The organism is Amycolatopsis sp. cg9, from assembly GCF_041346945.1.
GTDB lineage: Bacteria > Actinomycetota > Actinomycetes > Mycobacteriales > Pseudonocardiaceae > Amycolatopsis.
In genome coordinates this window covers 2,747,983-2,764,680 of record NZ_CP166850.1, presented here as the reverse complement: position 1 = coordinate 2,764,680, position 16,698 = coordinate 2,747,983, and the positions used below count along the sequence as shown (strand labels likewise).

Annotated in this window: 14 protein-coding genes; 6 read left to right on the top strand and 8 right to left on the bottom strand. The window is 71.1% G+C overall.

All coding sequences use genetic code 11. From position 1 onward, the window contains the following. From AB5J73_RS13000 to AB5J73_RS12990, 3 genes are all read right to left on the bottom strand, one after another. Nucleotides 1–1,509: a hypothetical protein gene (locus AB5J73_RS13000; protein ID WP_370969969.1), complete on the bottom strand. Its 1,509-nt coding sequence runs from the start codon at nucleotides 1,507–1,509 to the stop codon at nucleotides 1–3. Nucleotides 1,510–1,695: 186 nt separating this feature from the next. Continuing rightward, entirely contained in the window at nucleotides 1,696–3,018 is a 1,323-nt protein-coding gene (locus tag AB5J73_RS12995) for a hypothetical protein (RefSeq protein ID WP_370969968.1), read from the bottom strand. Nucleotides 3,019–3,106: 88 nt separating this feature from the next. Then, nucleotides 3,107–4,027, bottom strand: a complete 921-nt coding sequence (locus AB5J73_RS12990) for a nitrate- and nitrite sensing domain-containing protein (protein ID WP_370969967.1) — start codon at nucleotides 4,025–4,027, stop codon at nucleotides 3,107–3,109. A 134-nt stretch (nucleotides 4,028–4,161) separates the two neighbouring features. On the opposite strand from AB5J73_RS12990, the gene AB5J73_RS12985 reads away from it, so the two are divergent. After that, a complete protein-coding gene (locus tag AB5J73_RS12985; protein ID WP_086857376.1) occupies nucleotides 4,162–4,479 on the top strand; it encodes a nucleotide pyrophosphohydrolase in 318 nt (105 codons plus the stop codon). Here AB5J73_RS12985 and AB5J73_RS12980 read toward each other — a convergent pair. Further along, nucleotides 4,476–4,778, bottom strand: coding sequence for a DUF3024 domain-containing protein (locus tag AB5J73_RS12980; RefSeq protein ID WP_370969966.1), 303 nt, complete (start codon nucleotides 4,776–4,778; stop codon nucleotides 4,476–4,478). The two genes, AB5J73_RS12985 and AB5J73_RS12980, sit on opposite strands and share 4 nt — an antisense overlap. A 23-nt stretch (nucleotides 4,779–4,801) precedes the next feature. After that, the gene (locus tag AB5J73_RS12975; protein ID WP_370969965.1) at nucleotides 4,802–5,353 is read right to left on the bottom strand and encodes an AAA family ATPase; all 552 of its coding nucleotides are present in this window, start codon (nucleotides 5,351–5,353) and stop codon (nucleotides 4,802–4,804) included. Between the two features lie 334 nt (nucleotides 5,354–5,687). On the opposite strand from AB5J73_RS12975, the gene AB5J73_RS12970 reads away from it, so the two are divergent. Genes AB5J73_RS12970 through AB5J73_RS12955 form a run of 4 tightly spaced genes read left to right on the top strand, consistent with a single transcriptional unit; the run spans nucleotide 5,688 to nucleotide 13,021 of the window. Next, nucleotides 5,688–7,388, top strand: a complete 1,701-nt coding sequence (locus AB5J73_RS12970) for a DNA/RNA helicase domain-containing protein (protein WP_370969964.1) — start codon at nucleotides 5,688–5,690, stop codon at nucleotides 7,386–7,388. A gap of 36 nt (nucleotides 7,389–7,424) precedes the next feature. Continuing rightward, nucleotides 7,425–9,524 carry an AAA family ATPase gene (locus tag AB5J73_RS12965; protein ID WP_370969963.1) on the top strand — a complete coding sequence of 700 codons (2,100 nt, stop codon included), beginning with the start codon at nucleotides 7,425–7,427 and terminating at the stop codon, nucleotides 9,522–9,524. Next, the gene (locus AB5J73_RS12960; protein ID WP_370969962.1) at nucleotides 9,511–10,722 is read left to right on the top strand and encodes an McrC family protein; all 1,212 of its coding nucleotides are present in this window, start codon (nucleotides 9,511–9,513) and stop codon (nucleotides 10,720–10,722) included. Before AB5J73_RS12965 ends, AB5J73_RS12960 begins: the two co-directional genes overlap by 14 nt. 40 nt (nucleotides 10,723–10,762) lie before the next feature. After that, the gene (locus AB5J73_RS12955; protein ID WP_370969961.1) at nucleotides 10,763–13,021 is read left to right on the top strand and encodes a helicase-associated domain-containing protein; all 2,259 of its coding nucleotides are present in this window, start codon (nucleotides 10,763–10,765) and stop codon (nucleotides 13,019–13,021) included. On the opposite strand, the gene AB5J73_RS12950 is transcribed toward AB5J73_RS12955, so the two are convergent. Continuing rightward, nucleotides 12,991–13,641, bottom strand: coding sequence for a class F sortase (locus AB5J73_RS12950; protein ID WP_370969960.1), 651 nt, complete (start codon nucleotides 13,639–13,641; stop codon nucleotides 12,991–12,993). The two genes, AB5J73_RS12955 and AB5J73_RS12950, sit on opposite strands and share 31 nt — an antisense overlap. Then, nucleotides 13,638–14,129 carry an excalibur calcium-binding domain-containing protein gene (locus AB5J73_RS12945; protein WP_370969959.1) on the bottom strand — a complete coding sequence of 164 codons (492 nt, stop codon included), beginning with the start codon at nucleotides 14,127–14,129 and terminating at the stop codon, nucleotides 13,638–13,640. The genes AB5J73_RS12950 and AB5J73_RS12945 overlap by 4 nt, the downstream gene beginning before the upstream one ends. A gap of 284 nt (nucleotides 14,130–14,413) precedes the next feature. Here AB5J73_RS12945 and AB5J73_RS12940 point away from each other — a divergent pair, with 284 nt between their 5' ends. Beyond that, a complete protein-coding gene (locus AB5J73_RS12940; RefSeq protein ID WP_370969958.1) occupies nucleotides 14,414–15,040 on the top strand; it encodes a response regulator in 627 nt (208 codons plus the stop codon). 208 nt (nucleotides 15,041–15,248) lie between these two features. Here AB5J73_RS12940 and AB5J73_RS12935 read toward each other — a convergent pair whose 3' ends face one another. Next, nucleotides 15,249–16,691 (bottom strand): GAF domain-containing protein, encoded by a 1,443-nt coding sequence (locus AB5J73_RS12935; RefSeq protein WP_370969957.1) that lies wholly within the window; start codon nucleotides 16,689–16,691, stop codon nucleotides 15,249–15,251. Nucleotides 16,692–16,698 lie beyond the last annotated feature (7 nt).

Here is a 16,698-nt window from a genome sequence, read left to right as displayed (position 1 = left end):
TCAGAGTTCGCCGAGCGCCTCGAGGTAGGCGTCCGGGTCGTACTCCAGCGTTTCGCCGTCCACCAGGCTGCCGTCCAGCGCGTCGATCAGCTGCTCGAAGATCTCGTCGCGGTCGAGCTCGCCCTCCCGCAGGCGCTCCACGGTCTGCCAGACCTCGGCGGGCTCGTCGTCCCACAGCTGGTCGACGATGGTCGCGCGCAGGATCAGCCGCTGCTCTTCCTCGTCTTCGTCGGCTTCGGCGATGACGAGCGCCCGGCGCTGCTCGGGGTCGGTGGGGTCGAGGTCGACCTCTTCTTCGTCGATCTCCGTGGTCAGCGACGGCACGGCGAACATCCGGCGCTCCAGCGCGTCGGCCAGCTCGCTCGGCGACAGGTCGCCGACGCCGCCGAAGTAGCGCTCCAGCGGGGAGTCGTCCTCGTCGGCGTACTCGCTGAGGTAGTCGGCGACGGCCTCGTCGAGCGCGGCGACGGCGGTCTCGGTCAGCCCGGCCCGCTCGGCCGTCCACTGCACCCAGGCCAGCACGACCGGCTCGACGGCTTCCTCGTGGTCGGCGTCGAGCTCGTACTCCTCGCCAAGCAGGCCCTCGAGGAACCGCGCGATCTTCTCCGGGCCGACGCGCAGCGGGTTCGCCGGGTCGGTGCGCAGCCCGTGCTCCAGCAGCAGGCGGCCGAGCGCGCGAGCGGCGTCGGCGTCCTCCTCGCTCGCCACGACGAACTGCTCGACGACCGCGGCCCGCTCGGCTTCGGACCAGACGGCCACCTCGGGCACGAGCGCGGGCTCCGGCAGCGCGCGGCACCAGGTGAGCGCGACCGCGTGGAAGCGCGCGTAGTCCTCGCTGACGTCGGCGTCCTCGAGGTGGTCGGTCGCGGCGAGGCCGTCCGCGATCAGGCGGTGCGCCTCGGCCGGGGCGACCGCTTCGAAGACGACCAGCTCCGGGTCCGCTTCGGCCTGCTCGCGCATTTCGCCGAGGACGTCGGCGGGCTGCTCGATCACGACGAGGTCCCGCACCCGGCCGCCCTCGGTGAAGTCGAGCAGCGCGAGCAGGCCGTACGCCTGGTCGCCGTGGGAGAAGACGCAGAGCAGGGAGGACTCGTCGCCGTAGACGTCGCCGGTCCGCCAGCACTCGCCGGCGGTCACGCGGCCCAGGCCGGCGGCCCAGGCCGGGGCGGGGATGCCCCGGCCGAGCACGACCTGCAGGCCGTCTTCGGCGGCCTTGCGCTCGACGTCGGTTTCGGCGACGACCTTCAGCGCGGCCAGCAGCGCGGCGGCGCCCGGGGTGATCTTGCGCTGCGCGAAGCCGATCAGCTCCAGGCCGAGGGACTCTTCGCCGTCCTCGACGGGCACGTCGCGGAACTGGCCGAGCACCTCGGAAGCGAGCAGCTCGACGTCGACCGGCGCGGGCTCGGCACCCAGCGCCGAGAAGTCGTTCAGGACGTCCTTGAACAGGCCGGTCACGCTGTGGGTGACGGGCTGCGGCTGCCTCTTGCGGGCACGACTCACCGGGCTCATGGACTCATGTTTTCACCTACCGGCGAGCCGGTCGCGGTGGCCCTGGCGCGGGTCCCGTCGCGTGCCCGGCGGGGAGGCGCCGGGCGGGGGCGACGGAACAGGGCCACCGCGACGTCGCTGGCCAGGGCGTCGCCACTCTGGCGGGCTCGCGGTGTCCCGGTGCACGTGCACACCGGTTCACCCCGGTCAACGAGGTGTGCGCGCGGAGGTTACGGCTTTGGGCAAGGCGATTCGCGCGGCCCGGATTTCCGTGATCAGGCGGGTTTTCCGGCGGTGGGTTTCCACCAGCGCGGCGAGGTAAGCGGTGAATTCGTCCGCCGTTTCGGCGCGCTTGTGCAAGCCGCGCAACAACTTCAGCCGGCGCGCGGCTTCCTGGTAGGCCTGCGGGTCCTTGCGCTCGATCAGCTCGTCGACGTGCTCGCGGAAGACCGGGATGGTCTCGGCCGGGTGCTCGGTGGCGCGCAGCTCGGCCAGTTCGAGCTTGAGCTCCGGCGCCGCCCCGAACCGGACGCAGGCACGCCAGGCTTCGTCGGGCCGGCCGTCGTCGAGCAGGACGCGGACGAGCTCGTCGGCCCCGCCCTCGGCGGCGCGTTCGCGCAGGCTAGCCAGCGCGTCCCGGCGCAGCGCCGTCCACTTGCCCGCGGCCTGCGCGGCTTCGCGCAGCGCGGCGTACGTCTCGCGGTCCGGCCGGGCGTCGAAGTCCTTGCGGCGGCGGGAGGTCTCGTCGTCGGGCTCCGGGCGCGGCGCCGGCTGCTTGTCGTGGGTGAGGGCGCGGGCGGCGTGCGCGATGGCTTCGCTGTGCCGTCCCGCGGCCCGCAGGACCCGGACGATCTTGAGGCTGACGTCCACCCGCGGCGGCTTGGCGGACAGGATCGCGACCAGCTCGTCGACGTCGCCGAGCACCTCGGCCAGCTGCTCCCGCAGCCGTTCGGCCACGTCCCGGCGGTGGCCGGGGCCGCTCGCGCCGAGCACGTCGTCCACCGCGGTCTTGATCAGCTTGAGCCCGCGTTCCCCCAGCGCGGTCGCGAAGTCGGCGAGGTCGATCACCGGCCAGCCCGGGCCGTCGAACTCGACTTCGACGATCCACGCGGCCAGCTTCTCCGGATCCGGCGGCCGGGCGGCGCACGCGCGGGCGTACAGCTCGACGGCCCGGTCCAGCCGCTCGCCGAGGTCGCCGGTGTGGTCACCGGCCTGTTCGAGCACTTCGCTGATGTCGTCGACCGTGCGCCGGGCCAGCGGCGCCAGGTCCGCGCGGCTGCCGGCGTCGAGCATCCGCTGCAGCGTGTCCAGGACGGCGCCGATCTTCGCGGTGTACTCGACGTTCCCGTCGGTCACCGCGGTGTCCAGCAGGCGGTGCGCCTCGCTGACGTCACCGGATTGGGTCGCGGCGCGCAGTTCGAGCGAGTGCCGCAACTCAGGGTCACGCTCGGCTTGGGCGTGCAGCAGGTCCGCCAGCGTCTCCGCGTCCAAAGTGCGCAGGTAGGGGCGAAGATCCGAGTGGGGACTCACGCGCACCAGTCTGCCCGAGCCCGGCAAGCTGGCGTGTGGGCCAACCGCGTGCTCTTTTCGGAGTAATCCGTGACTCTCGGTGAGGCCTTCACTGACGGCGCAAGTCGTCGAGCACGGCTTTCAGCGGCCACGGCTCGGGCACCTTCGGCCGTCGTGACCGTGCGTGGCGGGGTCGCGGGATGGCCGAGCGCACCGTCGGGACCATGATCGGGACGACCGGCACCGGCACCCGCGCCACGAGCCGCCGCACGACGATCAGCAGGAGCACCGCGCACAGCAGCAGCGCGGTCCCGGCGGAGAGCGCGCCGGCGAGCGTGCGGCGGCCGTCGTCGAGCGTGAGCTGCACGGCGTACTGGCTCTGCTGGGTGTAGAGCCGGCCGAGCTGCTCGGAAACGGTGTAGGCGGCGCTGCGCCACGTGGATTCGGGCACGGGCAGCGGTTCGGCCGTGGCGAACGCGTCTTCGGCGGCGGCCAGCCTGCTCCAGTCGGCGCTGCGGGTGAGCGACTCGTAAACCGTCCGGCCACTGTCGGTGAGCTGCGGCGCGACCCGCGTCAGCCCGGCCCGGTACGCCGCGACGGCGGAGGCGTACGGCCGCCGCGTGACACCGTCGAGCCCCGCCAGCGCGAGGGAATCGGAGCGGTCCATGCCTTCGGCGACGGAAAGCAGCTCGACGGCGGTTGTCTGCTGGTAGGCCGATTCGGCGTCCGGCGCGCGGCGGACGTAGTCGCGCAGCCCGGCGATGGCGGTGTCGATCCGCTGGGTGTAGCTCGCGTACGCGGCGGTCCGCAGTTCCGGCGCGGCCATCGCCGCGCTCCGCTGCGCCTGCAACGCGACCACGGACCGGGCCGTCCGGTCGGCCGCGTTCGCCGTCTCCACCGCGAGGTCGCGCGTGCGAACCGCTTGGTGGACCAGGAAAGCGGTGATGACGATCGCCACGACGACGAGAGCACTGCCGGGGATGAGCGCGATGCCCAGCATGCGGCCGCGGACGGATCGCAGGTACTTCAAGACGTTCCTTTCCCAGCCCTGGGCCCCGCAAGCATCCCCGACGAAGTGCAACCTATTGAGTGAGAGATTCACCGGTCAACGACAATCCGCCATACGGCCGTTAGCGCACCGTGACGACCGGGCACAATCGCCGCGTGACCTTCGACGACGTGACCCAGCGCCTGCGCGGCTTCGCGGCGGCCCGCGCCTGGGAGCCGTTCCACACCCCGAAAAACCTCGTGATGGCGCTCTCGGGTGAGGTGGGCGAACTGACCTCGCTGTTCCAGTGGCTGACGCCGGAGGAGTCCGACGCGTGGCGCGAAGACGCGGAACTGGAGGCGAAGGTGCTCGACGAGATCGCGGACGTCACGCTGTACCTGCTGCAGCTGGCGGACCGCCTCGGCGTCGACCTGCCGGCCGCGGCGCACGCGAAGATCGACCGCAACGAGGTCCGCTTCCCGCCACCCGCCTAGTCCCGCTCGCAGCGCCGTTCGATTTCGGCCAGCAACGGCGGCGGTGTACTGGCGACGGGCGCGTCCGGGTGGGACAGCCAGCGCCCGTTCCGGTCGGCCCAGAACACCGACCAGATCCCGAAGTCGTCGACGCGCAGCTGCGCGATCTTCTGCTCGCTCCCGGCCCGCAGCTCGAAGATGGTGACGGCCCGCCCCCGCGTGCGGCACTCGACGCGCAGCTGGTCCCGCAGGTGTTCGGGCACGCGCCGGGCACACCAGCGCTCGATCTGCCGCAGCGCGAATTCCGGGATGCCCGCCATGCCGACCAGTGAACCGGACCGCCTCACCGCCCGCGCAGGTGGGCGACGACGGCGTCGTAGGTCTCCTCGGGCGCCCGCCCGTCGGTCGCGACGACGACGCACCCGGGCCGCTGCGGGAGGTAGGCGGCGAGCTGGTCGTGGATCCGCTCGACCAGCGCGGTGCCACCCCGCGAGTTCACGACGTCGTCGACACCCTTGGTCGCGGCATCCCCACCGGCGGCCCGCGCGGCGAACCGCTCCGTGGCAACGGGCTTGCCGGCGGTGAGCAGGATTTCCCGGTACTCGGCCCCGCAGTCCGCGGCGACGCGCTCGAAGGCCTCGACGTCGACGACGCGCGTGGCGAGCTGCGGCATGACGACGTCGTGCCCGGTCTTCAGGTGCGTCTCCGCCATGGCCCGGGTGAGCAGCTGCGCGGCCCGGAAGGTCTCGAAGAAGGTCTCCCGCCAACCCCCGATGAGGCAGACGACCCGATCGGTGTCGAGGTTCAGCACCCCGGGATGCCGCTCGGCGTAGGCCCGCGCGATCGTGGACTTCCCGATCCCGGACGGCCCGTTCAAGTGGATCAGTCTCGGCACCACCCCGACGCTACCGAAATCCGGATGCGGAACACGCCCACGGGAACCGGTACTGATCCACTAATATCGACGCCGAATGCGGCCCGACGGACACCGGAGGAAACTCCGTCGCTGTCCCCACCCGCGCATGAGATCACGCGTGCACATGTGGGGGACAATGCCGCTCATCCGACGCACCGCCCGGGAACTGCTGGCCGACGCCAAGACAGGCAGGCTCCAGCGGATATTGGCGGAGGGTTCGGACACCGTCGGCGATTCCGGCGGTCGCGAACCGGAGCCCGGGCGGTGGACGAACGGTCTTCCGAACCTTTTGTCGGATCTCGTAGACGCCTCCTTGGGCTCTCTGGACGTCATCGTCGAGCCGCGACTCGGCAAGAGCCCGAAGCATGTCGACCTGGTGCTCTGCGGACACAACCCGCACACCGAAGAACCCAGTTACATGCTGGTCAAGCTGGCCTCGCCGGACGATGTGGAGCAGGAGACCGACGAGCTCATCCGCGTCGGGAACGCCTTGGTCCTGCATCCCGCCGCCCAGGTGCGGCAGTACTGCGAGTACCTGCTCACTTCGGCACCCAAGCTCGCCGAAAACCCGCGGAGCGTGCACGGCTTCGCGTACGTGTACGGCATCGACAACGCCACCTGGTTCGATCGGTACGACCATTCCGACCTGGTCGCCGTGTTTTCCCCGGAACGCCGTACCGACTTGCAGTACCACTTGCGTTCGCTCTTCAAAGCGGGCGACGATCAGGCGAGGACCCGGCAAGCGGGCGACGAGTTCCTGGGCCTCCACCACAATCCCGGCTTCTTGATCGACGTCGAAACGAGGACCGTCAACCAGAGCCTCGTCCTCCTGGACGAACAGGAGGTGGCCTACCAGGAGGTCCTCCGGGCCGTCCACCACGCGCGTGCCACCGGAACCCCCAAGGCGGTGGTCGTGCTCGGCGGGCCGGGTTCGGGGAAGAGCGCGATCGCCCTCAAGCTGAAGAAGGACCTGAGCAGCCGCGGGTACCTCGTCGAACACGCCACCGGCTCGCGCTCGTTCACGAACACGCTCCGGAAGGTCAGCGGTTCGCGGTCCGGCGGCAAGATGGGCGGCTTCCGGTACTTCAACGACTACATGACGGCTCCGGCTCGGGAACTCGACGCCCTCATCTGCGACGAGGCGCACCGCATCCGCGAAACCAGCGTGAAGCGCTACACCCCCAAGCACGTGCGTGAGCAAGCAGGCAGACAGATCGACGAACTCATCACCGCGGCCAAGGTGCCGGTCTTCCTCCTCGACGAGAAGCAGACCGTCCGGCCGGGGGAAATGGGTTCGCGACGTGAGATCGAGGCCGCGGCGACGGCGAACGGCTACGAGTGCGAGGTGGTCCGGCTCGAAAGCCAGTTCCGGTGCGGCGGGTCGCCCCGGTTCGACGCCTGGGTCGCCCGGCTCCTCGGCCTCGGCGGTCTCGATCCCGTGCCCTGGAGCAAGATCGCCACGCCGAAGGACCAGAACCTGGTGGTGGCCACCGCGGCGACGCCCGAGTCGCTCGAGAACTGGCTGCTCCGGCAGCGAAACGAGTACGGCGGCACCGCCCGCGTCTCGGCCGGCTTCTGCTGGCCTTGGAGCAAGGAACCGGTCCGCACGGGCGACCGCCTCGAACTGGCCAAGGACGTCACCATCGCCGGGTGGGAACGTCCGTGGAACGCGCGCCCGGAGAAAGCGGTGCCCGGCGTCCCGCCCTCGCACTTCTGGGCGACCGACCCGCGCGGGTTCGGCCAGGTCGGCTGCGTCTACACGGCGCAGGGCTTCGAATACGACTGGTCGGGAGTCATCTTCGGCCCCGACTTCGTGCGCCGGCGCGACGAATGGGTGGCCGACGCCGAAAGCTCGCACGACGACGAGGTCAAGAAGGCGAAGGCGAACGACCTCTACTTCAAGACGCTCATCGCCCACACGTACAAGGTGTTGCTGACCCGCGGCATGCGCGGAACGTGCGTCTACTCGACCGACCCGGAGACCCAGGAGTTCCTCGAAGCGATGACGGCCTAGGGACGCCGACCCGATGCACAGCCGACTGGAGCACCCTTGGCCGACACCGTACGCATAGCGCCCCTCCTCCGGACGAGCCTCGAAGTCCTCCGGGACGCCGACGGCCCGCTCAAACCGGGGCAGGTGTACGACCGGGTCGAAGAGCGGGTCGGCGATCGCCTGTCACCGTACGAGCGGGAAGAGGACCGCGAAGGGCGAATCCGCTGGCGCGTCCACCTCGGCTACCACACCGGCGACGCGGCGACGATCGGCTGGATGAGCAAGATCGGCGGCTGGTCCTTGACCGACGCCGGCGAAATCGCGCTGGAGACGCATTCCGAAGACGAGCTGCTCGCGGAGCTGAAGACCCGCCTCGGCGAGTTGCGCAAGCAGCGCGACGAAGCGGTCGCGCAGCTCAGTGGCTCGGAGCGCACCATCATCAAGCTCGTCGGCGAAGTCAGCCCCGGCTTCTGGAGTTCTTACGACGACCTCTCGGAGATCACCGGGCAGTCCACCCGTCACATCGGGCACTTCCTGGCCCGGGCCGGGTTGGTGGGGACCCATCGCATCCTCGAGGTGGACGGCTCGCTCCCGCCCGAAGGGATGCTGCCCGTCCGGTACCGCGGAATGGACGTGCGCAAGCGCTTGGAGGCCGAGGGGGTGGAGTTCGACGTCTTCGGGCACGCCGCCCCCGGGGCCCGGCTCACCGCCGGATGGCTGCGGGAGCAGCTGGACGAAGACGCACTGGCCGAGCCGGCGCCGCTGCGCCGGGCTTGGTTGGTCCAAGGAACTTCGGCGGAAGAGCGAGAGCTCGTCGGCGGTTGGCTGAACGAAGGCTTCGTATCGCTTCCGTCGAACCTCCGCCCGCTCGCGCTGCCCGTTTCCGCGGAGCGCCTGCGGAAGGCGGTCGACCAGGACTACCAGCACCTGTCCTACAACGCGCAGAAGCAGCGTTTCACCGAGTTCAACGACTTCCTCAACCGGATCCAGGTCGGCGACTACGTCCTGACGCGGGACGAACACGAGCACGTCTACTTCGGACGCGTCGACGGCCCGGCCGGCTTCCTGTCCGGGAGCACCCGGTCCAACCTGCGCCGCTTCGCTCGGTGGTTCCCGCTCGAAGCGCCACCCACGGTGGACCAGCTGCCGCAGGAGCTCCGCGCGAAGCTCGGCAGCCAGTCGGCCATCGTCGAGCTGACCGACAACCTGGGAACCGTCGAGCGGGTGCTCCGGAACCTGGGCGTCACGATCGAGGACCCCGCTGTCGAGCCGCAGCGCGAACTGGCTTTCCCGACCGTCACCGAGGAGGCGGCGGGACGCCTCCTGGTCGACCACGAGTGGCTGCAGAGCCAGGCCGACCTGCTCTGGGAGTACAAGCAACTGATCTTCCACGGGCCGCCGGGCACCGGCAAGACCTTCCTCGCGCAGAAACTGGCGCACCTGCTGGCCGACCTCACGGCGGTCAAGCTGGTGCAGTTCCACCCTTCCTACACGTACGAAGACTTCTTCGAAGGCTTCCGTCCACAGCAGGGCGAGGACGGGAAAGTCGACTTCGGCCTCCACGGCGGCCCGTTCCGGAACCTCGTCGACGCGGCGCGCGAAAACCCGTCGGAACCACACATCCTGATCATCGACGAAATCAACCGGGCGAACCTGGCCAAGGTCTTCGGCGAGCTGTACTTCCTGCTCGAGTACCGCGACGAGGCGATCAGCCTGCTGTACTCGAACCGGACCGACTTCACGCTGCCCCCCAACATCTTCGTCATCGGCACGATGAACACGACCGACCGCTCGATCGCCCAGGTCGACGCCGCGATCCGCCGGCGGTTCGTCTTCACCGAGTTGCACCCCTCGCTGCCACCGACCGCCGGCTTGCTGGGTCGTTGGCTGGGCCGGATCGAAGGCGCCGAGTTCAACCGGGACGCACCCCAGGTCCTCGACGCGCTGAACCGGATGATCCGCCAGCGCGACCTCGCCGTCGGGCCTTCTTTCCTGATGCGGGAAAGCATCTACCGGCGTCCGGACGGTCTCGATCGGGCGTGGCAGGCATCGATCCTCCCGCTGCTCGCCGAGCACCACTACGGCAGCGGAAACAGCCTGGACGCTTTCGGGCTGGCAGCCATTCGCGCGAATTTGCCGGACGATGTCACCGATTGACCTCACCGAGACCGGTGGCGGTGAGGCGGTCGAGCTCGACGACCGCCAAGCGACGCTGCTCGAGGCGTCCGGGCTGGTCACCGTGACCCGGCGCAGGGAAAGCGGCTGGTGGACGGTCGCGGGCAAGCGCGGCCGGGTCGGCGCCTTCCGCGTGGGCGATCTCGAGTTCCGGGTCATGCCCAAGATGAAGATCTCACGGCTGTTGTTCTTGGCGGGCTACGCCCGGAACCCGGCCGGCTGGCTGGACGAACTGGTCACCACCGGCACCGCGGAGGGCGTGGTACCGGCCATCGCCCAGATGCTGTGGCGGCAAGCCGATGCGGCTTTGCGGCTCGGACCGCTGCACGGTTATCGGCAACGCGACGAATCATCGACTGCCCTGCGTGGCCGGATCAGGCTCACCGACCAGTTGCGGAGACGCTTCGACCAGCCGTTGCCGATGGAGATCCAGTACGACGACTTCACCCCGGACATCGCCGAGAACCGGATCCTCCTGGCTGCGATCGAGCACATGCTGACCGTGCCCGGCGTCGACGAGGAGTCCTCCGCACGGCTGAACGCGCTTCGGAGCAGACTCGAAGGCGTTCGGCTCCCGCGCCCCTGGGCGCAGCCGCCGAAGTGGACGGCCAACCGCCTCAACGAGCGCTACCACGCCGTGCTCGGGCTGGCCGAAGTGATCCTGCAGGCCCGTTCCCCCGAACTCTCCCCCGGCGAGCTCAGCGTCAACGGTTTCATGTTCAACCTGGAGACCATCTTCGAAGACTTCGTGACGAGGTCGATCGCCGGCGCGCTCGGCTCCCGGGTCGAGGGCTGGCCGAGCGCTCCTCATTGGTCGCACCTCGACACGGGCAACCAGGTGACGATCAAGCTCGACCTGGTGTGGAACCACCGAGGGCGCCCGGTGGCCGCCGTCGACGCCAAGTACAAGGGGAAGCGGAACAACGACAACCTCTTCCAGATGCTGGCCTACTGCACCGCTCTCGGCCTCCGCCAAGGGCACCTGGTGTACGCCAAGGGTGCCGAGCCGCTCGCGATCTACGAGGTCCGGCACGGCGGTGTGGAACTCTTCGTCCACTCGCTCGATCTGACCGCGCCGCGGCAGGCGTTGCTGGCGTCGATCGACCGGATCGCCGACCGGATCGCCGATCACCTGCCCGCCGCCCCCGGGCCCCAGCCCGGCACCACGGGACCGGGGTAGGCTCGAGCGGCCCCCGTAACCGACCCACTCGAGGACAGCGATGACCACCGCCGAGGAATTGCTCGGCAGGCTCGCGGGCCTGGACCGGGACGGGCTGGCGAAGGTGCTGGCCCGCCGGCCGGACGTGCTGGCGGAGCCGTGGCCGCGGCGGCTCGACGTCGTCGTCGCGCGGCTCGTGTCGCCCGAATCCGTCGACCAGGCCCTGCTCGGGTTGTCCATGCCGCTGGCGCAGGTGCTGCGGGCCGTCCAGCTGTGCAACGCGCTCCGGCAGGGGCCGGTGCCGCTCGGCGACGTCGCCGAGCTGCTCGCCGGCGCCAACGTGGAGTCCTTTGTGGACGAACTCGCCGAGCGCGCCCTGCTGTGGCGGGAAGCCGACCACGTCGTCCTGCTGGAAGTGCTGCAGCGCCACAACTTCCACGCCGAAGGGCTCGGTCAGCCGGTCGCCGACCTGCTCGCGGACCTCACCACGATCCAGCGGGCGCGCCTGGCCCGCAACCTCGGGGTGCCGCCCGGGGACCTCGTCCGGCACTACCGCGACCGCGACCGCGTCCGCGCACTGTTCGCCACCGCGCCCGAGCGGACGCGGAAGGTGTTGCAGGACATGGCCGACGGCGTCCCCGAGGTCGACGGCATGCCCCCGCTCGGCTGGGCGCTCGACCACGGGTTCCTGTTCGGCACCTACTACGGCGGTACCGCCATGCCGGTCGAGATCTCGCTCGCCCTGCGTGGTCCGGACCACCGGCTGCCGTTCACGCCCGCGGAGCCGGAATTCGTGGTCACGCACGTCGGGACCGAGGCGGCCGAGGCCACTTCGTCGGCCGCCGCGCTGCGGTTGCTGGACCGCGTTTCGGCGATCCTCGACCTGGCCGCCGCGGAGCCGTTGCCGCTGCTCAAGGACGGCACGATCGGGGCCCGGCTGGTCAAGAAGGTCGCCAAGGACACCGGGGCGACGCCGGCGGAGATCGAGCTGGCCATCGACCTCGCGGCACAGGCGGGGCTGCTGCTCGCCGACGAGCCGCCGGCCCCGCGCCGCGGCCAGAAGGCGCCGCCGCCCACGCTCGCGCCGGACCCGGACCTCGCCCGGCCCGCACCGGCGCTGCTGTACCGCCTGCTGCTGACGACCTGGTGGAACCCGGCGCCCTTCGAGCACGAAACCGACGTCGACGCGCTCGTCCGGCGACTGGTCGTGCGGCTGCTGGCGCGGCTCGAACCCGGTGCGGCGATCACCGGCGAGCTGACCAGCGTCGTCGAGTGGCACGCACCGGTGCTGCCGACCGACGACTTCGCCGCGCACGTCGGGACCGCGGTCGCCGAGGGTGAACTGCTCGGCGTCATCGCGCACGGCGCGGTCACCGCCGTCGGGCGCGCGCTGCTGTCCGAGGACGAGCTCGTCGAGGTCACCGACGCACTCGTCGCCCGCGCGCGGACGACGGCGTTGTTCGGCACCGACCTGACGGCGATCGTGCCCGGTTCGCCCGACGCCCGGCTGGCCGCGCTGCTCGACCGCGCCGCCGACCGCGAATCCCAAGGCACCGCGACCAGCTGGCGGTTCTCCCCCGCGTCCGTCCGGCGCGCGTTCGACCAGGGCGCGACGGCCGCCGAGCTGCTCGCCGACCTCGGCGCGAGCGCGGCGGGCGAACTGCCACAGCCGTTGGTGTACCTGGTCAACGACGTCGCGCGGCGGCACGGGGAAGCGCAGGTGATCGACGTCGCGAGCGTCGTCGTCGGGGAACCCGCCGTGCTGGCCGAACTCGCCGCGCACCGCAAGCTCGCCAAGCTCGGCCTGCGGTCCGTGGCGCCGACCGTGCTGACGTCCACTGTGGACGCGGCGGGCACGCTCGAAGCGCTGCGCGAAGCCGGTTACGCGCCGACCCGCCACGCCGCCGACGGCACCATCGTGCTGCCCGCCCGCGACCAGCCCGAACCGAAGGCCGTCCTGCGCGACGCTGCCCCCGACGAGCTCCGGCCCGATCCCGTCGACCACGCCGAGCGGCTGCTGGCGGCCCCGGCGAGCGGTCCGGCCCTGCTGCGCGGCCAGCTCGCCCGCGCGATGAGCGACCGGTACGCGGGCCGGCTCACGCCGAAGCAGCAGCAACTCTGCTGGCAGCTCGAAGCCGGGATCCCGGTCGACATCGTGTACCGCGAGGACGGCGCCGAGCCCGCGCGGCTGGTGATCGCGTACCCCGAGCTGGACGGCGACGTCCTCGACGTCTGGTCGCTCGGCGAGCGCGCCTACCGGCGGCTCGAGCTGGCGCGGATCGACCTGGCTCAGACTTCGACCGCGCTCAGCCGGGCGTAGACGACGACGTTGTCGAGGTAGTTTCCGGTCGCGCGGTCGAACTCCCCGCCGCAGGTGATGAGCCGCAGCTCGGGATCGGCGGTGTCGCCGTACACCTGGCCGGTCGGGAAGTCGGCCTTCGCGTAGCGGTCGACGCGGTAGACGGTGAAGACCGCGATCCGGCCGTCGGCCCGGCCGACCCTGGCCTGCTCACCGGGGCGCAGCTCCTTGAGCCGGGAAAACGCGCCGGGCACGTGCCGGTAGTCGACGTGCGCGGCCAGCACCGCCGGGCCGGTCTCGCCGGGCGACGGCGCCCCGGTGAACCAGCCGACCGTCGTGGCGTCGGGCGGGACCTCGAGCGCGCCGTCCGCGGTCAGCCCGAGGTCCGCGATCGCGTCGGCCCGGACCCCGATCGCCGGGATGCTCAACGACGCCGGTTTCGCCGCCGGCAGGCCGCCGGCGGTCGCCGCCGCGGTGCCCGGGGCGATCGAGGTCCCCGTGGCGGCCGGGACCGCCGGGCTCGGCGGGGCGATCGGCTCCGGTGTGCGCGGTGACAGGACGAGGACGAGCGCCACGGCCAGTACGACGCCGAGCGCCGCCGCGACCGCCGTGACCGCGGGCCACAGGCGCGGGTGCCTCAACTCGGGCGCCGGCGCAGGTAGAGCACCATGCCGCCGGACGCCGCCGCGGCGACGAGGGCGCCGCTGAGCAGCAGGAAGCCGGGGACGTCGGCGTCGGGTTCACCGCCGCCGGTGGCCACGCCGCCGACCGGCTTGACCTTGACCTGGGTGCCGGTGGCGGGCTTCTTGGTGGTGGTCTTCGGGGCCGGCTGGGTCTTGCTCGTGGTGGTGGGCCGCTCGGACGTCGGCGCGGGGGCGGTCGTGCCCGGCTGCGGGCGGTGCGGCAGGGATTCGCAGGCGATGCCGTCCTTGTCGTCGTCGAGGTGGTTCGGATCGCCCGGCGTCGCGTCCAGGACGGCTTGCGCTTCTTCCTGGTATTTGAAGTCGCCGCAGTCGACGTCGGCCGCGAGCGGGGTCGCGAGCTGCGCGGATGCGAAGGGGACGGGACCGAGGAGGGCGAGCCCGGCGACGGCGACGGACGTCGTCAGGGCACGACGGAACAAGGACAACGGAAGTCCTTCCAGAGGGGAATCGGTGCGATTGCGTGGTTAGTATCGCGACCCCGGCGACGCTGTTACGGACCATTTCGCAATTCCGGGAAGGACAGCGATCCACCACTTCGCGGAATTTCCGTGATTATTTCCCGATTCGGCTTCGACCTGCGGAAATCCGCGCCGGAAATGCGTACCGGGTGGAATGTTACGACTGCAGCGGTCACACGTTTGACGTAATTCACGTGTGACGGCGCCGACCGGCCGTCACCAGGTGGTCCGCAACCCCGTAACCTCGGGGTATGCCGATCCAGGTGCTGCTCGTCGACGACCACGAACTGGTCCGCCGCGGGCTCCGCGACCTCCTCGGCGACGAGCCCGACATCGAGGTCGTCGCCGAGGCGAGCAGCGTCGAAGAGGCCCTGGCGGTGGCGATGCACGTCGAACCGGAGGTCGCGGTGGTCGACGTCCGCCTCGGCGACGGCGACGGCATCACCCTCTGCCGCGAACTGCGGTCGAAGCCGAACCCGCCGGCGTGCCTGATGCTCACGGCGTTCGACGACGAAGAGGCGATGGTCGGCGCCATCATGGCGGGGGCCGCCGGATACCTGCTGAAGCAGGTGCGCGGGCAGGACGTCGTGCACGCGGTGCGCGAGGTCGCCGCCGGGCGCTCGCTGCTGGACCCGCTGAGCACCGCGCGGGTGCTGGAGAAGATGCGGCACCCGCCGACGGACGAGCTGGCGACGCTGACCGAGCGCGAACGCGACGTGCTCGAGCTGATCGGCCAGGGCCTGTCCAACCGCGAGATCGCCGAACGGCTGTTCCTCGCGGAGAAGACGGTCAAGAACTACGTCACTTCGGTGCTCGCGAAGCTCGGCATGCAGCGCCGGACGCAGGCCGCCGCCTGGATCGCGCGGCGCGAGAAGTAACCCCCCGCGACCGGCGCGTCCGCAATCCGCCGTTCGCTGCTTGCTCTTTGCGGACTGGTCACGGTCCGCCATGCCGTCCTGGGCATTTGCCGCACAAGATTCACTCGAACGTGAGTCGAATGTGTGTTCGATCAAGCGGTACGATCATTTCGAGGGCGTGGAAGGGAGGCTGGATGACCCGAGAAGGTTGAGTCCGCAGGAGAACCGGTCAGTCAAGTGGGAGGTCGAACGCGACGAGCGTGCCGAGACTGGGTGAGGAGTTCAGGAAGAACTTGCCGCCCGCGGCGTCCGCGCGTTCGGCGAGATGACGCAGACCGCGGGTGGCGACGCCCTGGGGAACACCGGAACCGTTGTCCCGGACGCGGAGTTTGACACCGTCGGAGTCCCTGGCCAGCGTCACACGAGTTTCGCTCGCACCGGAGTGTCTGACCACATTGGACAGTGCTTCGCGCAGCGCGGCTCGGATGTGGTCGGCGCGTTCCGCTGGGATGTCGGCGAATTCGCCGGACAGCTCCAGGGTCGGCGGGTAGCCGAGCAGCTCCCCGGCGATGCGGACCTCGCCGCGCGCCGACTCGGCGAGGTCGGTGGGCGTGCCGGTGTCGTGGCGAGGCTCCGGCGACCGCAGCGCGCGCACGGTGCCGCGGATCTCCTCGATGGTCTGGTCGAGCTGGTCGATCGCGTCGGAGAGGCGAGCCCCGTCGGCCTGGGCGAACCGCTTGCGCATGTTGCGCCGGACCCGGTCCAGCTGCATGCCGGCGCCGTAGAGCCGTTGGACGATGACGTCGTGGAGCTCGCGGGCGATGCGCTCGCGCTCCTCGTACAGCGCGACCCGGTGCCGCGCGTTGGCTCCCTCGGCGAGCGCGAGCACGACCCCGGCCTGCGCGGCGAAGGCGACGAGCATCTCGACGGTCCCCGCGGAGAACGGCTCCCGGCCCCGCTTCCGGTAGACGGTCAGCGCACCCAGCACCCGCCCCCCGGACCCGAACGGCGCCGCCGCGAACGGCCCATAGCCGTGAAGCTCGGCGGGAACGTAGGGCGCGGTCCGCGGATCGACGGTGAAGTCATCACTGGCCACCGGTTCACCACCGCGAGCGACGTGCCCGGCCGCGGAGTCGGCGGGCAGGGCGAGGCCTCGCAGGGATTCCCCGGCTGACGCATCGGCGCCTCGGCTGACCGCGGGACCGGCGCTCCGGCCGGCTGGTGCATCGGCGCCCTGGCCGACCGACGCGTCGGTGCCTTGGCTGACCACGGGACCGGCGCCTCGGGTGCCCGCGCGATCGGCGCCCTGGCCGGCGATGGAGGCGGCGCCCGTGTCGGCCTGTGGCGTGCTGGCGCTCGCGCTCCGCTCGCCATGCGAGGCGGCTGGGTCGGCGGTGCGGGTACCGACCTCCTGGCCGCCGGTGCCCAGGCCACCGCTGCCCGACCCCGCGGTCGGGTGCGCGCTGGGGTGCGCCGTCGCGTAGTGGGCGGCCTCGACCACCACTCGGCCGTCGTCGGCGCTCACCATCGCGAGGCCGAGGTCGGCGTCGGCGAGTTCGGCTGCTCGGGCGACGACCGTGTCGAGCACCGCTCCCGGGTCGTCGCCGGACAGGGCGGTGCTCGTGATCTCGGTGGCGGCGGACAGTGCCCGCGCGGCAAGCGTCGGATCCATGAGTTCC

What these genes read in the sequence shown, in the direction of transcription:
- AB5J73_RS13000 (WP_370969969.1), bottom strand. Translation starts at nt 1,509, where the DNA reads ATGAGCCCGGTGAGTCGTGCCCGCAAGAGGCAGCCGCAGCCCGTCACC.
- AB5J73_RS12980 (WP_370969966.1), bottom strand. Translation starts at nt 4,778, where the DNA reads ATGGCGGGCATCCCGGAATTCGCGCTGCGGCAGATCGAGCGCTGGTGT.
- AB5J73_RS12960 (WP_370969962.1), top strand. Translation starts at nt 9,511, where the DNA reads ATGTCACCGATTGACCTCACCGAGACCGGTGGCGGTGAGGCGGTCGAG.
- AB5J73_RS12955 (WP_370969961.1), top strand. Translation starts at nt 10,763, where the DNA reads ATGACCACCGCCGAGGAATTGCTCGGCAGGCTCGCGGGCCTGGACCGG.
- AB5J73_RS12940 (WP_370969958.1), top strand. Translation starts at nt 14,414, where the DNA reads ATGCCGATCCAGGTGCTGCTCGTCGACGACCACGAACTGGTCCGCCGC.
- AB5J73_RS12935 (WP_370969957.1), bottom strand. Translation starts at nt 16,691, where the DNA reads ATGGATCCGACGCTTGCCGCGCGGGCACTGTCCGCCGCCACCGAGATC.